Source organism: Bacillus sp. OV166, from assembly GCF_900177675.1.
GTDB lineage: Bacteria > Bacillota > Bacilli > Bacillales > Cytobacillaceae > Neobacillus.
The window spans coordinates 166,854-187,213 of record NZ_FXWM01000002.1; the positions used below are offsets into that span (position 1 = coordinate 166,854).

Sequence of the window (20,360 nt, forward strand, 5' to 3'; positions counted from 1 at the left end):
CCTATCTATATAGCCATACTCTTATCATTGATATTAATTGCTTTAAATTAACTGGTTTACTGATATAATCTGAAGCTCCCGCTGCAATGCATTGATCACGATCATATTTCATTGCCTTAGCTGTAAGTGCAATAATTGGGATATTTTCGAAATCCGGCATTTGACGTAGGAGCTTAATAGCTTCAAATCCATCCATATCCGGCATCATAATATCCATGAGGACTAAATCAATGTCTGGATTACTTTGTAAAGTAGATATCCCTTCAATTCCATTTTCCGAAAACATTACCTCAACTTGATAATTTTCAAGAGCTGTTGTTATTGCGAATATATTACGCACGTCATCGTCTACCACTAGTATTTTCTTACCTGCTAATAAGGCTTTCTTATCAAACATCCGTGTGGAGTTTTCTTCAGTTTTTGATGAGAACACCATAGGATTTACTGGTGAATTCGTTTCCTCCAAAATAGCTGTAGCTATTTCTAATTGAGGAATAGTTAAATCGGATTGTTTAATGTTTTTATTATTAGGTAAATATAAAGTAAATGTACTACCAGTGCCTTCTATACTTTCAACTTCAATGAAACCACCTAATAAATGAGATAACTCTCGACTTATTGAAAGTCCTAAACCGGTTCCTCCAAATTTTCTGTTGATTGTTCCATCTGCTTGTTTAAAAGCATCAAAAATAATATCATATTTTTCTAAGGATATACCAATCCCAGTATCCTTAACAGAAAATTCGAGATCAATTTCTGAATGAATGAATGATGTATTTTTGTTTAAATAAGTCCCTTTTTCCGCTTTATTTATTATTAAAGAGACACTTCCATCATTCGTGAATTTAAATGCATTAGATAATAAGTTTTTCAAGATTTGCTCTAATCGCAATTTATCGGTATAAATAAACTTTGGCATATCTGAAGCGATTTCAATATTAAATTCAATAGATTTATTTCGGGCGACATGGATAAATTGGGCTTCTAGAATATCTTTGATGTCACTAATGCTGACCTCTTTTATACTAATTTCCATTTTTCCGGCTTCAACCTTTGCTATATCTAATATGTCACTAATTAGTTGAAGAAGATCGTTTCCTGATGAAAAGATCGTTTCCGCATAGGTGATCTGTTTTGAAGTTAGGTTCTCTTCGGCATTTTCTGCTAGTATTTGAGCTAGAATTAACAAGCTGTTTAGTGGAGTTCGAAGCTCGTGGGACATATTAGCAAGAAATTCTGATTTATACTGTGAACTTAGGGTTAATTGCTGTGCTTTTTCCTCAAGAATAGTTTGTATATTTTCTAACTCTTTCGTTTTCTGTTCAGAATCTTCATATTGATCTTCTAGTTGTTCATTAACATTTCTTAATTCCTCTTGCTGTAAATGAAGTTCTTCCGATTGACTCTGTAATTCTTCCGTTAAAGCCTGTGATTCTTCAAGAAGCATCTCTACCTGTATGTGCCTTGAAATACTCTTTATATTGATACCGAGATTACTCATTACCTCTTTAAGCATCATTTGATCTAACTTACTGAATGATGCGAATGATGCTAATTCAATAATAGCAAGTACCTCTCCTTCAAACTCTGCGGGTAAGATAATTACTTCTGCTGGTGATGCCTTTCCGATGCTAGAAGATATATTAATATAGTTTTCAGGAACATTTTTGAGCAAAGTCATTTGGTTATCTAATGCAGATTGTCCAACAATACCTTCTCCTAGTTTGAAACTTTCTGTACCAACGAGCTGATTATTATGAGCATAGCCAGCAAGTTTCTGGAAATATTCTTCATTTCCATTGCTTTGTTTTATATAGAACACTCCATAATTTGCCCCTACCATAGGGGCAATCTTTGTTATGAACAAATGTGCTAAAGTCTCTAAATTAGCAATTCCAGGATACATAGTAGCAATTTCAGCAACTTTTGTTTTTAACCAACTTTGTTCTTCCGCTGCAATTTTTAGCTGTTGCTCCTGTCTTGTATGTTTTTCTAGCTCTTGGGCCATTTCATTATATGAAATAGCAATCTTCCCAATTTCATCTTTTGTTTTAACCATTATTCTCGGTAGCTTATCCAATCTATCAAAATTAACCGATCCCATTACAGAACTAACATGATTTAGTCGTCTTGTGACATTCCATAAGAGCCAAAAAAGCATTAAAGCACCGATTACATAATCTAGAAGTACATAATTTGTAGTCATGCTATTAATTGCATAATAATCCTTGTTAGAATTATTTATCTGTTTATTAGTTGAGTTGCTTTGTAAGGTTAAAAGTTGAATAGAAATTTCAAGCATTTTTTCTGAAACTTTTTGGCCCTGTAACCAATACAGTTTAGTTACCTCCTGGCTTTTATCTTCCTTTAAAAGTCTGTCCCTTTCTTTTTGTATTTCTTCATAGGATTCAATTGATGCTTTTAAATTATTAATTAATTCTTGTGTTTGATCACTAGTATCTAACTTTTGTAAGTCAAATATAGTATTATTTATGTTTTGTATTGCTCTGTCTCTATTTTTTAAAAATTGTTCTTTAAGTTGTATAGGTGGATTTGAAAAAAGTTCTCTTGATGCTTTACTATAAACATTCAATTCATCATGAATAGTGTTAGTCAAGGTAAGTGAATTATAACTTTTTGTTGAACTATTCATTTCTTTGTCGAGGTGATCCATCTTTTGCCATAGGTATACGTGGAGAATAGCATATATTCCATAAATAATACCAAAAGCTAAAAATAGTTGTGTTTTGAATTTCATAAAATATCCTTTCTTATTCTCAAATTCATTTATTAACGAGAATCCATTTTTAATCATATACTATACGAATTTTACTAATATTCAAACTATTATTTTATGAATAGTAAAAAATATTTTTCTATATAACATCAGATGCTAATTACTAATAATTTTTAAGTATTAAAAAATAGATATACAAATTAAGAAATTAACCGTCTCATTAGGTCTTGCAGAAACAAAAGCTTATTTCGATTAATTTCAACAAACTGTATAAAAAACATCATTATAGTATAGATTTAGACACTATATGATTAAAAAGTGCATACTTTTTTTTCTGAAAATTTAAAATTATAATGAGACTTGTATTAAACAATAAGGGGTGAAAAATTTTTGGACCTTCAATTAGCATTAGACCTCGTAAACATTCCAGAAGCAAAAAAACTGGTGAGAGAAGTAAAAAATTTTATTGATGTTGTAGAAATTGGTACACCGGTTATCATCAATGAAGGCCTTCGAGCAGTTAAAGAAATCAAAGAAGAATTTCCATCTCTAACTGTATTAGCAGACCTAAAAATTATGGATGCAGGTGCCTATGAAGTAATGAAAGCATCTGAAGCAGGTGCTGATATCATTACAGTCCTTGGTGCAACAGATGATTCAACGATTAAGGGTGCAGTCGAAGAAGCTAGAAAACAAGGAACCAAAATCCTTGTCGATATGATCAATGTCAAAAACCTTGAACAACGTGCAAGAGAAGTAGACGCTCTTGGTGTGGACTATATTTGTGTACACACTGGCTATGATCTTCAAGCAGCAGGAGAAAGCCCATTTGAACAGCTTCAAACGATTAAACGTGTAGTTAAACGTGCTAAAACTGCTGTTGCTGGTGGAATTAAATTAAATACTCTTTCAGAAGTTGTACAATCAAAACCTGATCTTGTCATTGTTGGTGGAGGTATTACTGGACAAGATGATAAAAAGGCAGTTGCTTCTAAGATGCGAGAATTAGTTAAACAAAATTAAGGTTAATCATTCTCTTAAACTAGGATTTACTAGTTCCTTTTTTTCTTAGTAAAAAGTATTATTACCAGCAATAAATACAGAATATTAAAAATATTAAAATAAATTTTAATGGAGTGAAGAAGATGAGTGAAAAAACAGTCGTAAAAACGGATTATAATTACTTAAGCCAAAAACCTGGTATACAGTTGATTAAAGCAGGCACTTATGACAAGAAAGAATTAAATGCAGTATTAGGGAACCCAGCATTAAAAAGTCAAATCATCGACGTACCAGTTACGGATAGGGAAAATCCAGTATCATTAGGTTACTACTCTATGCAAAAAACTACAGACAGTTTTGATTTTATGTATGAGTTCTTAGAAATTAAAGTTATTGTCAGAGGAAATATTGTTGTAAGTGATCAACAAGGGAACAAGTACGTAGGAGAAGTGGGCGATGTTTTCATTTTTAATCCTGGTACACTTGTAACCTTTGAAGGTGAGAGCGATGGAGATGCTATTTATACAGCACATCGATTACCTGAACCTTTATTTATGTAAGTTCAAACTATAAGACAATTTAATAAATAGCTTCATAGAGCAGTTTCTAATTTAGCGTAACTTTTAAAACTATTAAAATATTGTATTGGAGTGAAGAAGATGAGTGAGAAAACAGTTACAAAAACAGATTATAATTTCTTAAGCCAAAAACCTGGTATCCAGTTGATCAAAGCAGGCACTTATGAAAAGAAAGAATTAAATGCAGTATTAGGGAATCCAGCATTAAAAAGTCAAATCATTGACGTACCAGTTACGGATAGGGAAAATGCAGTATCATTAGGATACTACTCAATGCAAAAAGCTACAGACAGTTTTGATTTTATGTATGAGTTCTTAGAAATTAAAGTTATTGTAAGAGGAAAAATTGTTGTAAGTGATCAACAAGGGAACAAGTACGTAGGAGAAGTGGGCGATGTTTTCATTTTTAATCCCGGTACACTTGTAACCTTTGAAGGTGAGAGCGATGGAGATGCTATTTATACAGCACATCGATTACCTGAACCTTTATTTATGTAAGTGAAACAATAAGACAATATATAATAAATAACTTCATATAGCTAGGACAAGCTTTATTCGTGTTTTCGCCTTTCTATATTGGCGATGCAAAATTTATAAGTGATCAAAATTGTAAATAAGTCTTCGAAGTCAGCGTTCATTTATATGATGAACGCTTCCTTATCTTTAAGACAAGAATATAGATTTAGGTTCAGATCTATCTTTTTAGATAGACCCTTTAATTTGCGTATATTTCTCAGTATTCTTTACCTATTTCTATAAAATAAAAACATAAATCCTTATCACATTATTCTTTAAATAATGGAAAGGAGACCTTTACAATGCACACGATTAATATCATGGGCTATACAGATTTCGAAGTTGAAGGCTATACATCTTCCATAGAGGAGATATTTCCTGGGTTCAATATGAACGATCGAATTGGAGTAGTGGTTCGACAAGCTGGCGGAGGGATGGGGGCAAGTGCTCTTCTTATGTCAGCTTTAACACGATTCTACGATTTTCACCGCCCTCAATTAGGTGACGAACCTGGCCGACTTCGAATTTATCCTGAGAACTTCGTTTTCCATGTTTGACAAAGGCATATGAATCATTCTTGGATGGATATTTGGCCGCCTCATAAGGAGGTTGTGGTCGAGGACGATCCAGAGCAGATATTGGAGGCAATTAATGATCGTGGCATAACTCGCCTTCTAGTTGAAGACATTTCACCTTCATCTGCCACTTTCCTATGAGAGACGATTAGTAGTGCTCAACACCGTATCGTCAGTGCTTTAGCATACTCTCCAACAGGTAGAGTTGATCAGGCAGACATTACAGTTATTAGTTGTTCTGCTGCAGAAGAGAATGTTCTTGATTCGTTGGATAGATCTGAAGAGTTGTCCGATGAATTAAAAGAGCTACTACGGAGAGGTCGACAGTCTCTTTTTGTAAGATGGTCGTGTTACTGAGACTTATCGACGTATCGAACTATCGGATGCCCTTAAAATGCTTACGCAAACTACGGAACAGGAAATTACGACAAGAAGTTACATGGCTATTCTAGGGTATAATCCAATCTATACCAGTAAAATTGGATAAATTATAAATAACATTTCTTTCAAATAAAACATACTATTATATTACTTTGCTTTTTCACTACTCACTACTCTACACTTGAATTCTATCGTGACTTAATATGATAATTTAAAATAGTAGAGGCTTAAGAGTAATAAATACAATCGATTGTAAATTATGTATAAAAAAATATATCTGATTTTCTCATCCTGTGTAATCCTAGCTTTATACAAACATTTTGAGGTGAAGCTTATGCAACTTACTAGTATAAACTCTGAATATACAAAAGAAGATAAAAAGGTGCCAACAACATATTCAAGGACAAATCCATTTCAAGCGAAAGTTCTCAAAAATGTAAATTTAAATGGAGCTGGCTCTAGTAAAGAAACGAGGCATATCGAGATATCGTTAAAAGGATCTGATCTTTCCTATGTCCCAGGTGATTGCCTTGGTATTATCCCTGAAAATGATCCAGAACTAGTGGCTTCCATACTTGAGGAAATGAAATGGGATGCAGAAATGGCTGTTACAATTAATAAGCAAGGTGATACACTCCAATTAAAGGAAGCGCTAATAACACACTTTGAAATTACGTTATTGACGAAAAAAATTATAAAGCAGGCAGCGGAATTAACAGAAAACGAAGAGTTACAAAAGCTTGTATCGGATGAAAGTATAAATCAACTGAAAGAATATATCGACGGGCGTGATTTGATTGATTTGTTACGTGATTTTGGTCCATGGAAAGCTTCTGCCCAAGAGATTGTCTCTATATTAAGAAAAATATCGCCACGGCTATATTCAATTGCAAGTAGCATTACCCCTAATCCTGAGGAAGTGCATCTAACCATCGGTGCTGTTCGCTACACGGCTCACGGACGAGAACGAAAAGGAGTTTGTTCTGTTTTATGTGCTGAACGTCTTCAAAAAGGAGATACACTTCCAGTATTTATTCAACAAAATAAACATTTTAATTTGCCAGTGTCTCAAGATAAAGATATTATTATGGTTGGTCCAGGAACAGGTATTGCACCATTCCGTTCTTTTATCCAGGAACTTGCAGTGAATGAAGCAACAGGTAGATCATGGCTATTTTTTGGAGATCAGCATTTAGCGTCGGATTTCCTTTATCAAAACGAGTTAGAAAAATATCAAAAAGACGGGGTACTGACAAGATTAGAGGCTGTGTTCTCCCGTGATACGACTCAAAAAGTATATGTACAGCATAAAATCCTTGAAAACAGCAAAGAATTATTTGAATGGCTAGAAAATGGAGCATACTTCTACGTTTGTGGAGATAAGCAATATATGGCGAAAGACGTACACAACACGCTTATTAACGTTATTGAAAAAGAAGGTATGATGACCCGTGAAGCAGCCGAAGCGTATCTAAATGATATGCAAAAGCAAGGGCGTTACCAACGTGACGTGTATTAAATTTAATAGGTGTGGGCGGCACTGTCGAAATATTTTCAAAAAGGGTGATTTTTTCCGCAATTAGCAATCATATGGGCACTCTTTTTTTGACAACCTTTTTCGGTATTGATCAGGTTGGTGGGTTCGTGTTATTGCTATTACTTTAATATTTGTTAAAATCCACAGAAAAATATGCTTGATTATTTTATATAGGTGGTGTTCCTTTTGTCATACTGAAAATATAATATAATAGTAGGAACTCGTAAAAACATAGCCTTTACTCAACGAGAGCAAAGGCTATTAAAATAGGGAATGTTTGTGATAGGATGATTTTGGGATAAGCTTTGATAGAAAAAGCACACAAAAGAAGAGGTAAGATGATTCCTCTTTTTATTTGCCTCAAAAACCATGGTTTTTGATAAGTTGGAAGTAGAATTCTTCACAAAAAGAGCAAAGCGTTTTCGTCCTCAATTATGAAAAAATTACTTATTTAATAACACTGAAATGCCATATACAATATTCAGGCCAAGTATAAAAGCATTTTTCCTTCGTACTCTTCGTTCCTTTCATCATCTACCCACAGGGTTTTTCTAATTGATCTAGATTCTTTTCAATTTAAGACAGTCATTCTTGTATTCTATTAGAGTTATATAAAATGAAACAAACTGTTTCTGAAGAATTGACTTGTTGAAATCTTATGATCAGTTTGAATTGCACTACCAAGTGAACGCTTATTTTGCTACTATCAAATACTATGTCGAGTCCGACATGTTTAGTTTGATTACTCCTTATTCAACATGAAATTGGTAAAGATTATAACATAGACGATAAGAAAAAAGAGTATCATTTCAGATACTCTTAACTTTAACTCGGTATATCAAATTCTAAATTAAATAGTTTTGTTTTGATAAAAAATTCACTCGGCTTTTCTGCTTTAAGTTTATCCAGTTCGAAAAAAATTTTTTTATATTCAACAATAGATATTTCCTCATAAATATAACGTTTTTGAAGGTAATCTAGTAATTCATTTACATGTGATGGTGTATCATTTTTTACTTTTGTTAATTGAACTATTAATTCCTCTACTAACATAGTAATCCACCCTTTCACTCGAATTCAATATAGATGTATGCGCTTTCAAATAGTATAACACGCAAATTGCTTGTGTTTTATTATTTGAAAATTCCAACTTTCGACATTTTCAGCATTATTATTTAATCTTGTCCTAATTATGTTTAAATAAAAAATTGTTTTTCTTTATTGAAAAGTTCGGCATCAAACCTCGCCCTTCAACCGATGCTGCGACCTTTCGGCAGCTAATCACATCGGATGCTCGGGATAAGTTTTTTAATGGTAAAAGGATATCGAGCACTTTGCCGTTAGGCGTCTAATACCTGCAATATGTTCGACTGCCACACTCGGACGGTAGTGAGCCTTCTTTGTTCTCCCCAATATAAATGTGAGGGCTTATGACCGTGTGAAGGGCGGGCTCCAGGCAAACAAATTCGGCAAAGGCAAGTAGGCTAAGGGGCAGTAAGGAAGCATTGTTTCTCAATTTATTGGAGATAATGATCGTCAAAGTCATGTGCCTTAAAGCGGAAATAGTGTGGTTGCTGTTCATCTTTGTCATGTTGGAATAGAATGCAAGATGCAAATACTCGATAAAGAGGAGATTTTAAGTTTTTGGAAGAAAGTTTAAAAAAAAGAAATCGGCTCGTCTGCCGATTTCTTCTATTCGTTTTTGTGGATTTTAACTTTATGGAAAATTGTGGATTTCATATTCCTCTTTTTTGTTTCTACTCGTTTGAAGTACATTAAAAAAGAATGATGTTCTCATTACCTCAGAAATCAAGTTTTTTCTAATGAGAGAGTAAGATGTTATTTCAACAATTTAGGTTGTAAATCCAACAGTGAAAGTTGAGTTATTTAAAATCATTTTATTTTTAAAGGTTCAAGTTGCTCTATAATTGCTTTTAAGGGCGCATCCGCTTGAATTAGGGCAGCTGCTGTATAAGCACTCTCAACTAAAGCGGTATCCATAAGGTGGATTTTTTTATCTGTCATTTCTATCGCTATTTCCAAGTTCATTTTTGCGCTGCCTAGATCATAGAAGGCATAAATTTCGTTCGCATGATTTTCCAAGATCGCTTGATGTATCTGATTAAAGCTTGTTCCTACATCACCTTCATCTGTTCCTGCAGCATTTGTGATAGAAACTTCCTTTGCTGCCTCTCTTAATAAATGTGTTAAGCCTTCTGCCAATTCTTTGATATGTGAAACAATGACAATACCATAAGCTTTTTTACTCATCAATAATATCACCTTCTAACAATGCTTCAAAATAATAACCGCTGGAAGTTGCCCCAGGATCCATATGTCCAATGGATCGGTCGCCAAGATATGAAGCACGGCCCTTTGTAGCTTTCATATCTTTTGTTTGATTCACAGCTTCTTGTATTGTTTCTTTATTTAATTTTCCAGATTCTAATGCATGAATCACAGGTGCCCAAACATCTACCATCGTTTTTTCACCAGGTTCTGCTTTTCCACGTTTTTGAATTCCTTCTAGCCCAGCATTTAGTATGGCAACTAAATCTTTTTCGTCATTACCAGCTTGCTTGGCCATTCCCATTAATGCTGATCCATACAGAGGGCCAGAAGCACCGCCAACTTTACTAAGTAACAACATTGATGCAGTCTTGAAGACATCTTGTACAGTTGTAAAACCGCCTTCTACCAATTTGTCTTCCATTGCCTTAGTCCCTCGTGCCATATTTGATCCGTGATCTCCATCACCAATGGCACTGTCCAATTCGGTTAGAAATTCTTTTTGTTCATTAACCTTTTTGGCAAAATTAATGAGCCAATTGGTTGCATTTTCAACCGTTAACATCGATAATTCCTCCTTCTATACCCATGCGGATGTAACAACTGGATGTTTTAAGTAAGTTGTCCACTTTTTATCGACTAACTGTATTAAAGTTAAAGAGAGACCTGCCATATCAATAGATGTCATAAATGAACCGACCTTCATAAAATTTATTTCTAGTTCTTCTTCATCTAATAATTTCTGTACATTATTAATAAAGATATATTGTTCCATTAATGGTGTAGCACCAAGACCATTCACAAATACTCCATAGTGATCACCTTTTTGCCAGTTAAACTCTTTTTTCAACTGGGTTACTAATTCTTTTGCAATATCTTGCGATGATTTAATTTTTTCCCTGCGGTAACCTGGTTCACCATGTATTCCAACACCATATTCCATTTCGTCATCCTCTAATTGAAACCCTGGTTTACCAACTTCAGGAACGGTTGCAGGTGATAAGGCAACACCGATTGTCTTAATATTTTGGACTAATTGTTCTCCTATTTTTTTAATTTCTTCAAGAGATAACCCTTCTTCTGAAGCAGCTCCTAAAATTTTATGAACAAGAATGGTACCAGCCACACCACGTTTTCCTGCAGTATATGTACTATTCTCGACAGCAATATCATCATCGACAATCAATTTTTCTACTTTGCTATCATTCAATTCAGCTAGCTCTTGTGCCATTTCAAAATTCATGACATCACCAGAGTAATTTTTAATTATGAGTAAAACACCTGCGTCTTGATCAGCTTTATAAATAGCTTGTACAATTTGGTCTGGCGTTGGCGAGGTAAAGACTTCGCCACAAACGGCAGCTGAAAGCATTCCTTGACCGACAAAACCTGCATGTGAAGGTTCATGTCCACTTCCACCTCCGCTTACTATAGCGACTTTCCCATTTTCTTCAAAGATACGATAAATAACACCTGTTCCATCTATCCGCTTAACTAATTGACCATTTACATAAGTAAATCCATTTAGCATTTCATCTAAAACATTTTTAGGGTCATTGATAATTTTTTTCATTTCTTTCCTCCAATTGTATATTTTGTAAGGACTAACACAATTGCTAATTTCTTCATTTTTTTGTTTATAAAATTATAATAATTTGGAAGTGTTTTATTGTAAACGGACTAATTAGGTTTTTGTCAAAAAATTCGTAAAATTTATTGTCTGTTTCATTGACAATGCCTTGTAAAATCAATATAAGTTGAATTTACGAGGTGTTTCAACATTTTTCTCTCACACTATCCGAATTGCCCAATGGGGAAATGGGTGAATTTCATACATTTGTTCTTGATCGCCCATTATTTAAAAAGAGATTAGAAGTGAATCATACCAATACTGTATTAAACAGCGGTCTATGGTCATTAGATATTAAAGGGTCAAAATTAGTAGCGAAATGATCTTCCCTAAATGAGGAGCTATTGTTGTTAGATTTAGCAATTAGACGATTCATTCATAGATTCTCTTAACAATTTTTAAGTATTTTTCTTTTGTAATTATCGGGATCTTATTAAATAAAGGCAATAGACAATGGAAATTTACATAATAAAAAATTCAAGAAGTCGATAATTCATCTTTCTGTCGTTCCGTTCGTGTCGCTTTGGCACTAAATGGAACGATAACACGGTCCTTACGGCTGGTGCTTACATTCCTTAGGCTCCTTTCCATTTACGGCAGGGCCGACGAACCAAACGAGTTTTAAAACCTTAAAGACCTTGGGATTCTCGCCCAATCCTAGCCAAAGGACCTTTGGATGGCAATATACGCACGACCCCTATTAATCTCTTTCTTTGTTCTCTTTATTGTAATCGTTTTATCAATAGGGCAGGTAAGGGTGCTACGTTAGCGCATCGCAAACTTTGTGATTTTTTTTTGAGAAGATCAATTTAAAAACTTCACAAATCTCAAGCCCGTTGACAGCCATTTTCGTAAAGATTCGGAGTGGTCAAACAAAGAGGGAGTAATATAGAATGGAAACAAGTTTTCATAGGTTGAAACATGGCTTTAGAAAAACATTTAGCCTATGCCGGGCAATTTCGGGGTTTACATAAATAGAGGAGCTAACTGCCATACATACAAAAAGACAGCTTCACCAAAAGTGAAGCTGTCCATAATGTAATCGGAATTAATTACTACAATTTTTTATTGAATTATAGTAGATTAACAGACTTTTTTAGTTCTATTTTTTGATTTTTCCTTGTAAAAAAGTTAAACCTTTTTCTATTCTAAATTTGCATGTCTGCCGTACATAACCCCTGATTCTAATCCCTTCTTATTCATAATCCTTAATATAACAGCATCAAAAAACAATAAGAGGGTTTGTTCAAATAGTGAACCCATCGGTTGAATGGTTTTGTAATCACTGTCTGCACCTGCTTTAGGTTTCGCAGGAATTTTGATTGCTAAATTGCTTAACTTTCCAATGGTTGACTCAGGAGAAATGGTAACAACTGCAACAGCTGCATCTAAGCTTTTAGCTCTTTCTGCCATTGATACGAGACTTTTTGTTTCCCCAGATCCTGAAGCAATAATTAAAATGTCGTCTTCTTGAACACTAGGGGTTACCGTTTCACCTACGACATAGGCATTAAACCCCATATGCATCAAGCGCATAACAAAGGATTTGGCCATAAATCCAGATCTTCCTGCACCAGCTACAAATACTTTTTTAGATTCAAGGATCCGATCAACTAAATTTTCAGCCTCATCGTCAGCAATTAAGTTGATTGTCCGATTTAACTCATTTACAATTTCAGAAGCATATTTAACCGTCGTCATATTAAATACCTTCTTAAGCAAAAGTCTTTTGTTTAATTAATTCTTGCATTTTAGCAGCTACAGCCTTTTTATTATCTTGGTTAGCAATACCGCCACCTACAATGACAAGGTCAGGGTTTGATTTAAGAACCTCTGGAAGTGTTTCTAATTTAATACCGCCTGCGATTGCAGTTTTTGCATTTTTTACGACACTTTTAATTGTTTCAAGGTCTTTAAATGAGTTTTGACCTTTTGCTTGTAGGTCGTAACCTGTATGGACACAAATATAGTCTACACCCATTTCGTCAACTTCTTGCGCACGTTTGGCAATATCTTTGACAGCAATTAAATCAATAAGGATTTTTTTACCTAGTTTTTTCGCTTCTGCAACTGCGCCTTTGATAGACTCATCTTCAGCTACAGCTAGAATAGTGACGATATCAGCACCATGTTCAGCAGCTTTTAAAACTTCGTAACCTGCTGCATCCATTGTTTTCATGTCAGCTAGTACTTGTAATTGAGGGAATGCTTCTTTAACAGCTTTTACTGCTTGAAGACCTTCAATTTTAACAACCGGTGTACCGATTTCTATGATATCAATGTAGTCTTTTACTTCTTCCACCAATTTAATTGCTTCTTCAGTATTTACAAGGTCTAACGCTAATTGAAGTTCCATTTTTTTCTCTCCCTAATATTTTTAATTTGTTTGCTACAATGCAATTATATTATGTAATTTCGGAGAAACAAAGTATGCACTTTTTTATCATATAGTGTATAAAAAGATACTGTGAGGGAATTGTATAAAGAAAATACTGATAACTGTCGGTTTTGAATTTCCTTTTGTACAAAGTATAAGATAGCCCCCTTGTGAATGAGAGAATATACCAAAATTAGACCACTTTACGATATAAAGCGGGAGTATAACACACATAAAAAAACAACATGCAACAACCTTTATAGGGATTGTTGCATGTTGTTTTTAATATGAACAAATTAGATCTTATACGAACTCCAAATCTCACATCTGCAAGATGGGTCATTAAAGAGATGCTTCATTTGGTACCCTAGGAAAAATAGTATAGCATTTGATACTAGATGACAATAAAGTGCGTACTTACAAATGAAATTTATGGATATTATACTTGTTTTATAACGAACTTTGAAAAAAATTGTTGGAAAATTCAATAATATGTAGATTTCAAATAGTTTACTTAAAATCTTGAGGGGGTACATACGCAGTGTTACCAACCTCAGGGAGTCAATTTAGTTTTATTTTTAGAAATTCTATAAAAAAACACTTCTTGTATAAATTTTATAGGTATCTTAGGAGGGAAAATCATGAATGTTGGGTTAATCGGTTTAGGAAAAATGGGATTAAACTTAGGTCAAAACCTATTGGATCATCAACACGAAGTAGTGTGTTTTGATTTAAATTCAAATGCGGTTGAAGAAATGGAGAGATATGGTGCAAAAGCAACATCAAGTTTACAGGAACTTGTAAATTCTTTAGAAACGCCTAGGATTCTTTGGATTATGGTTCCACATTCAGTTGTTGATTTAGTTATAAGTGAGTTAACTCCATTTTTAAGTAGTGGTGATATTGTAATCGAAGCTGGAAATTCACATTATAAGGAATCGATTCGTCGGTATGATGATCTTAAGAAATTGGGAGTCCATTTTTTAGATGTGGGAACCTCTGGAGGAATGGAAGGTGCCCGTAATGGAGCATGTTATATGGTTGGAGGTGATCAGGAAGCTTGGAGCAAAGTGGAACCTATCTTCAGAGATACAGCTGTAGAAAATGGGTATTTATTTGCTGGAAAGGCAGGAAGTGGTCACTTTTTAAAAATGGTTCATAATGGGATAGAGTATGGGATGATGGCTGCAATTGGAGAAGGATTTGAAATATTAGAGAAAAGCGAATTTAATTATGAATATGAAAATGTAGCAAAAGTTTGGAATAATGGCTCGGTTATTCGTTCATGGCTGATGGAGTTAATTGAGCATGCATTTTCTAAAGATCCAACATTAGAAGAAATTAAAGGAGTTATGCATTCTTCAGGAGAAGGGAAATGGACAGTAGAAACAGCATTTGATCTACAAACCGCCACACCAGTAATAGCAATGTCCTTACTGATGCGCTATCGGTCATTAGAAAATGATACATTTACAGGGAAAGTGGTTGCAGCATTGCGCAATGAGTTTGGAGGGCATTCTGTAGAAAAAAAGGTTGAAGCCTTAATAGGTTAAAATGAATTAAGAAGAATTTGTTTTAAATAAAGTTAAAACTAATGAATTTTGCTTTAATCAATGTAATAAGGGAAGATGAAAAATAACATGATTAACTATTTTTTCTTAAAAGGAGGCTATCATGATGACATTAATGTTAAAACGGTATTATATGAAAGAATTTGAACGTGAGAATTATGAAAAACAGGTACTTGAAGTAATGCCCGAATTAGATGAAGGTGTATTTGAATTAGATGATTTTGAAATAAGAGATTTAGTAGAAAATATGAATAAAAATCAACAAATTGCAATATAATTAACAATTTTTATGAGTTTTAATAATTGAGAAGTTATTTGTATATCTGTCAATATTAATTTGAGCCAGAGTGATTACTTCAAAATTAAGCCACTTGATGAGATTCAACTGCCATTAGTGGGATTAATTGGGTGTTTGGGGTTGTTCTTACCCTGGGAAGGGGCAAGAACCCCAAACACCTCGTAGTCTCGGTTATCCTTCTCCGATTTCTTTTTGCTTCATACTTTGGCGGAAGCGATATGATGCACCATTTAGTAGTTGGATGTGTATCCGGTGTGTTAAACGATCCAGTAAAGCAGCCGTCATTTTTTCATCTCCAATGAGGTTAGTCCATTCCGTAAATTCAAGATTTTTTGTGATGATCACGCTAGCTCGTTCATATCGGCTTGAAAAGAATTGGAATAAAAGCTCTGCTCCCATTTTTGAGAAGGGGACGTATCCTAATTCATAAATAAGAATCACATCAAATTTAAGCCACTTTTTTTCTAATGCCCCGAGTTTATGCTCTTCATGTGCCAGTAAGAGTTCTTCTACCAATTCAGAAGCTGTTATAAATTAAGTTTTGTAGCCGTTCTGAATCATTTCTATTCCAAGACTTATGGCTAGATGTGTTTTGCCAGTACACTATTCACTAGAAAAATAATAAATAATATTCTTTCTTTTCTCCACGAATTCACCTTTTGCTAGAGTGATAACCCTGTTCGGATAGTCTTCTAGGAAGTGTGCTCTAATACCAGTAGAACCAGAGGAGCAAATGCATATCATTGATGTGTCCGTATACTATTTAAACACCGTAATTAATGGTTAAGGCTCAACACCATCTGTGAGAAAAAACTTAGGCATGAACCCTACTCTGCTCTGGAATGGCGTTATGTTGAGTTTCCACATTCAGGCACTAAGTTACTTCTCACTACAGACCACTCTTCAGAAACCAATCTAATCAATCAACGCATGGCTTTGTTGCTTCCTTACTGTTTCAATAATTCTTAGATAAGATTACCATGCCTTTAGTTTAAAGAAATATACTTGAGATTGAGTAGGAAAATGATTCTGAAAACGAGTACACTAAGTAAAGTTTTGGAAGACTGCTTGGAGTAATAGGGAAGAAAGGAGAGAGAGGAAAAAGATACAGAATTAATCCAATTCTTAGATCTGGAAATTAGAACGCCAGAGTCCTAAATTAATAAATGCTCTTTTTAGTTTAAAGATAGTAATTGCTAAAGTATAAATAAACCCGTGAATATTTCAATTTATTCACGGGTTAGAATGTAGATTCATATATTCGCTAAATCGGTGAGAGTATACTAGGACGTAATTTTTCAATGGAATGAAGTATCCTAAAATCAAATTGCGGAAGAGGACTCTTGGGTTTGAACTAATTGTAAAAGGTTACGTACTGCATACGCAAAACCATCTTCGTCATTCGTTTTAGTTACAATAGTAGCTTTCTCTTTTATATTTAGAGGAGCATTTCCCATTGCTATAGAAGTGGTTGCTACTTCGAATTGGGCGAGATCATTACCACCATCTCCAAAGGCAATAATTTCATCGAAGGATAAATTCATGATATGTTGGTAGCGTAATAAAGCCTGTCCTTTTTGGGCGTCATTTGAAGTAATTTCTACATTGTTAGGAAAGGAAGAGGCCATAGCTATATCAAATTTATTTGTTAATCTCTTATTAACTTCCTCAATTTTTTCTAATCGGTCATTCTGAACCAATGCAATTAATTTATAGATTTTAAGGTTTTCTTTGTTTAAGATTTCATCGTAATTAAATTCACCGAAAAGTGTATCTAATTCTTCATTACTTTTATGATGTAGTGGAGGCAAAGTGGAAGGGAAACCACCATAATTAGTGTATACTAGAACATATACTCCTATTTTTTGTAAAGTATAGAATATTTTTTTATAAGTAGAAATAGGTATGGATGTCTCGAATAATAGGTTTTTTGTTTTTGAGTAGAGGACAGAACCGTTTAAACAAATTATCGGAACATCCATGTTTTGTATTTCTTTGATATTTACAATATCTTTATATGCTCGACCTGTGTTTAGAATGATTTCATATCCTTTTTTTTGCAATTCATTTAAGGCTGAAATATTTTCTTTGGATATTTGATGCTGAGAGTTTAGTAATGTGCCATCTAAATCAATTGAAACACATTTCATTGTTTGATCCCAATCCTTTCGTCTCTGTGCAAATTTTGTTCAGACTTACATGATACTACTTGTTGGGTTGATCAACTAAGGGTAATATAAACTTTGTTTTTCCATATCTTGTTGTTCTATGAGCATATTATTCTAGCTAAATTGGTAATAGCTGAACCTTTGTATTTTTTTCTAAGTTCTGGATCATTACATACCAAGATATCGGTTTATTCGATAAAACTGAATAATATCGTTTTAAAAATTTCACAATAATGTTTGTTGGTAGTTCTTTAATATTTTCATTAATTGGAAGAAAGCAAAGATCGAGTCCTGTTACGGGTTCACCATCATTGTTCCAAGATGGGTGGACATAAGGAAAATCAAGACGCTTATAGCCAAGATGCGACAATACCTCACGGCGGACATACGGATCCATAGGCTTAACACTGCCAAATTCATGATTCTCTACTTGGTAAGGGTCATAAATTTCAGCAAACATACCATATAATTCTTTCTCATTTTCGGCTGCTAAGGTATTAAGATCCTCTAACCTCATTTTAGATAAAAATGGACCAATCCCAAGACCAGCTTGGCCGATAATGGTGAAATCTGTCATGGCTATATTAAAGTCTTTGTAATAACGGTATTCTGTCGCTCCTAATACTTTCTTATTTTCAACTGCTACAAAAACCCGAATATTTGGGTCTTCCAAAGGCTCTTTCCATAAATTAAATTCAAGTACCTCTTCTGGAGGAAATACTTCTCCCATTAATTGATGCAATTGTTTAAAATAAGGATCTAGTATACTCGTAATTCGATGGTATTCCATTTTTTACACTCTCCTTTTGATGATTTAATCAGATAAAGGGATTTTTCCACTCCATCAACGTTCCAAAATTGCACGATTCTTCATCTTCTAAATAGTTTGCAACAACATGGATAGGGGAACGGCCACACCGAAGCAGAAATGTGATAACAGGGTCTTTTAATTCACCTTTGACAACAGATTTCAAGTATTGCTCGGGAGTCATTTCATTAACTTTTTTATGATAGCCTGGCATCCTACCTCCTCCGAGCAATCGCTCCAATCCTTTATGAACAACCACTTCATACATCGATAACATTAACCATTTTCCTAATCCGAGTTTTCGATATGAGGGACTTACACTAATATCAACCACATAGAGTGTATTACCGTCAGGATTATGATTCCGAATATAACCATTATCAGTAATTTCTTCCCATGTATGTTCTGGATGGTTAGAATCAAACTCAATCAATAGACCAGTCATTGAACCTGCAATTTTACCATCCACCTCAATGCAAAGGGCACCCTCGGGGAATAACGTAACATGATTATTCAATTGTTCCCTATTCCACCATAATTCAGGCGGAAAGGGTGGAGGAAAACTTTCCTGTTGAACACGGACCAAATCTGAAAAATCCCTTTCTTTATAATTTCGAATTACAGCTGGGATAGCACGATCCTTATCGAAGACAAAAAAATTTTTATAATACACTTTCTTCCCACCTACTTTTTGTTGAGTGAGTGCCTTTAAGGTAACCAATCTGGATATAAATCAGTACGGCGATCACGCCATGTGGTGACGGAACCACTATCACGAACTTGATAAAGCAGGTCTAAATCCAAGTCAGCTGTTACAATCATATCTTGATTAATTTCCCCCTCTACTTGAATACCGCGTGGAGGAAAAGGGATATCGTTTGGTGTAATTACTGCAGCTTGTCCAAAATTTGCTCGCATAAAGTCAACTGTAGGAAGTGAACCAACAGTGCCGGTGGTTACAACATAGATTTGATTTTCTATTGCCCTTGCATGACTGGTGTATCGAACACGATGGAATCCGTGCCGATCATCTGTACAAGAAGGACTGAATATTATATCTGCTCCCTTTGCCTTTGCTATTCGAACTATTTCTGGAAATTCGATATCATAGCAAGTTAACATGGCAATTGTCCCTTTTTCAGTTTCGAAGACTTCTAGTTTTTCACCAGGAGCTAATTTCCACTCTTTAATTTCAGTTGGAGTTAGATGAAGCTTTGATTGTTCGGCAATTCTTCCATCTGGATAGAATAGGTGGGCAACGTTATATAAATGTTCACCTTTACGGAGGACATGGGTTCCACCAATAATGTGCATTTTTGTCTGCACAGCAAAATTACTAAATAAGGATAGATACTGTTCTGTGAAATCTGGGAGATTTTGAATGGTCAAGGGATTCCCTTGTTTAGTGCCAATAGATAGTAATTGTGTGGTGAAAAACTCTGGGAACAAGATAAAGTCTGAATCAAATTCTTGAGCGGTTTTAATATAATGTTCCACTTGTTTGGAAAATTCTTCGAATGAACTTATTGTATGAAGATGGTATTGTACTGCAGAAACTCTTAGTTTCATAGCCTCGCTCCTTCGTTTACCCATGTTTCCATATAGATTTTTGTATTTTTATAATGTATTTTAAATGGATTTATTGTTATTATTAAGCACATAAAGATTTTTAACAAGTACACACTTTTTTGTTAGATAGTGAAAAAAAATATACTATATATAAAATTATATAAATGATTAATGAAGTTGTTTGCAGTTAAACAAAAGTTTAAATCGGGGGTTAATAGTGTAGAAGTCACTCAAGTAATTTCTTAGAAACCTTAATCAAAATTTTTAGGGAGTCAAAATAGAATGATATCTGTTGTAATTCAACTTAAATATAAAAGGGTATTT

19 protein-coding genes and 1 pseudogene are annotated in these 20,360 nt (G+C 34.2%); 8 read left to right on the top strand and 12 right to left on the bottom strand.

Going from position 1 to position 20,360, the window contains the following annotated elements:
• Position 1: 1 nt before the first annotated feature.
• Entirely contained in the window at positions 2-2,758 is a 2,757-nt protein-coding gene (locus tag CCK98_RS32475; protein ID WP_088090745.1) for a response regulator, read from the bottom strand.
• A gap of 369 nt (positions 2,759-3,127) precedes the next feature.
• Between CCK98_RS32475 and hxlA (CCK98_RS32480) the strand changes: the two genes are divergently transcribed.
• The 5 genes and pseudogenes from hxlA (CCK98_RS32480) (at position 3,128) to CCK98_RS32500 (ending at position 7,308) form a co-directional block, all read left to right on the top strand.
• A complete protein-coding gene (gene hxlA, locus CCK98_RS32480) occupies positions 3,128-3,760 on the top strand; it encodes a 3-hexulose-6-phosphate synthase (protein ID WP_088090746.1) in 633 nt (210 codons plus the stop codon).
• Between the two features lie 122 nt (positions 3,761-3,882).
• On the top strand, positions 3,883-4,299 hold the full coding sequence (locus CCK98_RS32485) for a hypothetical protein (RefSeq protein ID WP_088090747.1): 417 nt from the start codon (positions 3,883-3,885) through the stop codon (positions 4,297-4,299).
• 78 nt (positions 4,300-4,377) lie between these two features.
• Positions 4,378-4,815, top strand: a pseudogene (locus CCK98_RS32490) (hypothetical protein); the annotation flags it as partial.
• A 320-nt stretch (positions 4,816-5,135) separates the two neighbouring features.
• Positions 5,136-5,390, top strand: coding sequence for a hypothetical protein (locus CCK98_RS36675; RefSeq protein ID WP_256942612.1), 255 nt, complete (start codon positions 5,136-5,138; stop codon positions 5,388-5,390).
• 733 nt (positions 5,391-6,123) lie between these two features.
• Positions 6,124-7,308 (top strand): sulfite reductase subunit alpha, encoded by a 1,185-nt coding sequence (locus CCK98_RS32500; RefSeq protein ID WP_088090749.1) that lies wholly within the window; start codon positions 6,124-6,126, stop codon positions 7,306-7,308.
• A gap of 843 nt (positions 7,309-8,151) precedes the next feature.
• Here the strand turns inward: CCK98_RS32500 and yppF are convergent.
• From yppF to dhaK, 4 genes are all read right to left on the bottom strand, one after another.
• The gene (gene yppF, locus CCK98_RS32505) at positions 8,152-8,379 is read right to left on the bottom strand and encodes a YppF family protein (protein ID WP_088090750.1); all 228 of its coding nucleotides are present in this window, start codon (positions 8,377-8,379) and stop codon (positions 8,152-8,154) included.
• 840 nt (positions 8,380-9,219) lie between these two features.
• Positions 9,220-9,597: a dihydroxyacetone kinase phosphoryl donor subunit DhaM gene (dhaM, locus tag CCK98_RS32510; protein ID WP_088090751.1), complete on the bottom strand. Its 378-nt coding sequence runs from the start codon at positions 9,595-9,597 to the stop codon at positions 9,220-9,222.
• Positions 9,590-10,180: a dihydroxyacetone kinase subunit DhaL gene (dhaL, locus tag CCK98_RS32515; RefSeq protein ID WP_088090752.1), complete on the bottom strand. Its 591-nt coding sequence runs from the start codon at positions 10,178-10,180 to the stop codon at positions 9,590-9,592. The genes dhaM and dhaL overlap by 8 nt, the downstream gene beginning before the upstream one ends.
• 15 nt (positions 10,181-10,195) lie before the next feature.
• Positions 10,196-11,188 (bottom strand): dihydroxyacetone kinase subunit DhaK, encoded by a 993-nt coding sequence (dhaK, locus tag CCK98_RS32520; protein WP_088090753.1) that lies wholly within the window; start codon positions 11,186-11,188, stop codon positions 10,196-10,198.
• Positions 11,189-11,433: 245 nt separating this feature from the next.
• Here dhaK and CCK98_RS32525 point away from each other — a divergent pair, with 245 nt between their 5' ends.
• Complete coding sequence (locus tag CCK98_RS32525; RefSeq protein WP_142292250.1) at positions 11,434-11,568, top strand: hypothetical protein; 135 nt, start codon at positions 11,434-11,436, stop codon at positions 11,566-11,568.
• Positions 11,569-12,388: 820 nt separating this feature from the next.
• Here the strand turns inward: CCK98_RS32525 and hxlB are convergent.
• Positions 12,389-12,946 carry a 6-phospho-3-hexuloisomerase gene (hxlB, locus tag CCK98_RS32530; RefSeq protein WP_088090755.1) on the bottom strand — a complete coding sequence of 186 codons (558 nt, stop codon included), beginning with the start codon at positions 12,944-12,946 and terminating at the stop codon, positions 12,389-12,391.
• A 13-nt stretch (positions 12,947-12,959) separates the two neighbouring features.
• Positions 12,960-13,601, bottom strand: a complete 642-nt coding sequence (gene hxlA / locus CCK98_RS32535; RefSeq protein ID WP_088090756.1) for a 3-hexulose-6-phosphate synthase — start codon at positions 13,599-13,601, stop codon at positions 12,960-12,962.
• 662 nt (positions 13,602-14,263) lie between these two features.
• On the opposite strand from hxlA (CCK98_RS32535), the gene gnd reads away from it, so the two are divergent.
• The gene (gnd, locus tag CCK98_RS32540; RefSeq protein ID WP_088090757.1) at positions 14,264-15,175 is read left to right on the top strand and encodes a phosphogluconate dehydrogenase (NAD(+)-dependent, decarboxylating); all 912 of its coding nucleotides are present in this window, start codon (positions 14,264-14,266) and stop codon (positions 15,173-15,175) included.
• A gap of 121 nt (positions 15,176-15,296) precedes the next feature.
• Positions 15,297-15,470: a hypothetical protein gene (locus CCK98_RS35835; protein WP_179196059.1), complete on the top strand. Its 174-nt coding sequence runs from the start codon at positions 15,297-15,299 to the stop codon at positions 15,468-15,470.
• 192 nt (positions 15,471-15,662) lie between these two features.
• On the opposite strand, the gene CCK98_RS32545 is transcribed toward CCK98_RS35835, so the two are convergent.
• The 5 genes from CCK98_RS32545 to CCK98_RS32565 form a co-directional block, all read right to left on the bottom strand.
• A complete protein-coding gene (locus CCK98_RS32545; RefSeq protein WP_306299008.1) occupies positions 15,663-16,022 on the bottom strand; it encodes an ATP-binding protein in 360 nt (119 codons plus the stop codon).
• 791 nt (positions 16,023-16,813) lie between these two features.
• A complete protein-coding gene (locus tag CCK98_RS32550) occupies positions 16,814-17,641 on the bottom strand; it encodes a Cof-type HAD-IIB family hydrolase (protein WP_088090758.1) in 828 nt (275 codons plus the stop codon).
• Between the two features lie 136 nt (positions 17,642-17,777).
• Positions 17,778-18,449 carry a GNAT family acetyltransferase gene (locus CCK98_RS32555; protein WP_088090759.1) on the bottom strand — a complete coding sequence of 224 codons (672 nt, stop codon included), beginning with the start codon at positions 18,447-18,449 and terminating at the stop codon, positions 17,778-17,780.
• Positions 18,450-18,477: 28 nt separating this feature from the next.
• Positions 18,478-19,140, bottom strand: coding sequence for a GNAT family N-acetyltransferase (locus CCK98_RS32560; protein ID WP_088090760.1), 663 nt, complete (start codon positions 19,138-19,140; stop codon positions 18,478-18,480).
• A 35-nt stretch (positions 19,141-19,175) separates the two neighbouring features.
• Positions 19,176-20,036, bottom strand: coding sequence for a carbon-nitrogen hydrolase family protein (locus CCK98_RS32565; RefSeq protein ID WP_088090761.1), 861 nt, complete (start codon positions 20,034-20,036; stop codon positions 19,176-19,178).
• Positions 20,037-20,360: the final 324 nt, after the last annotated feature.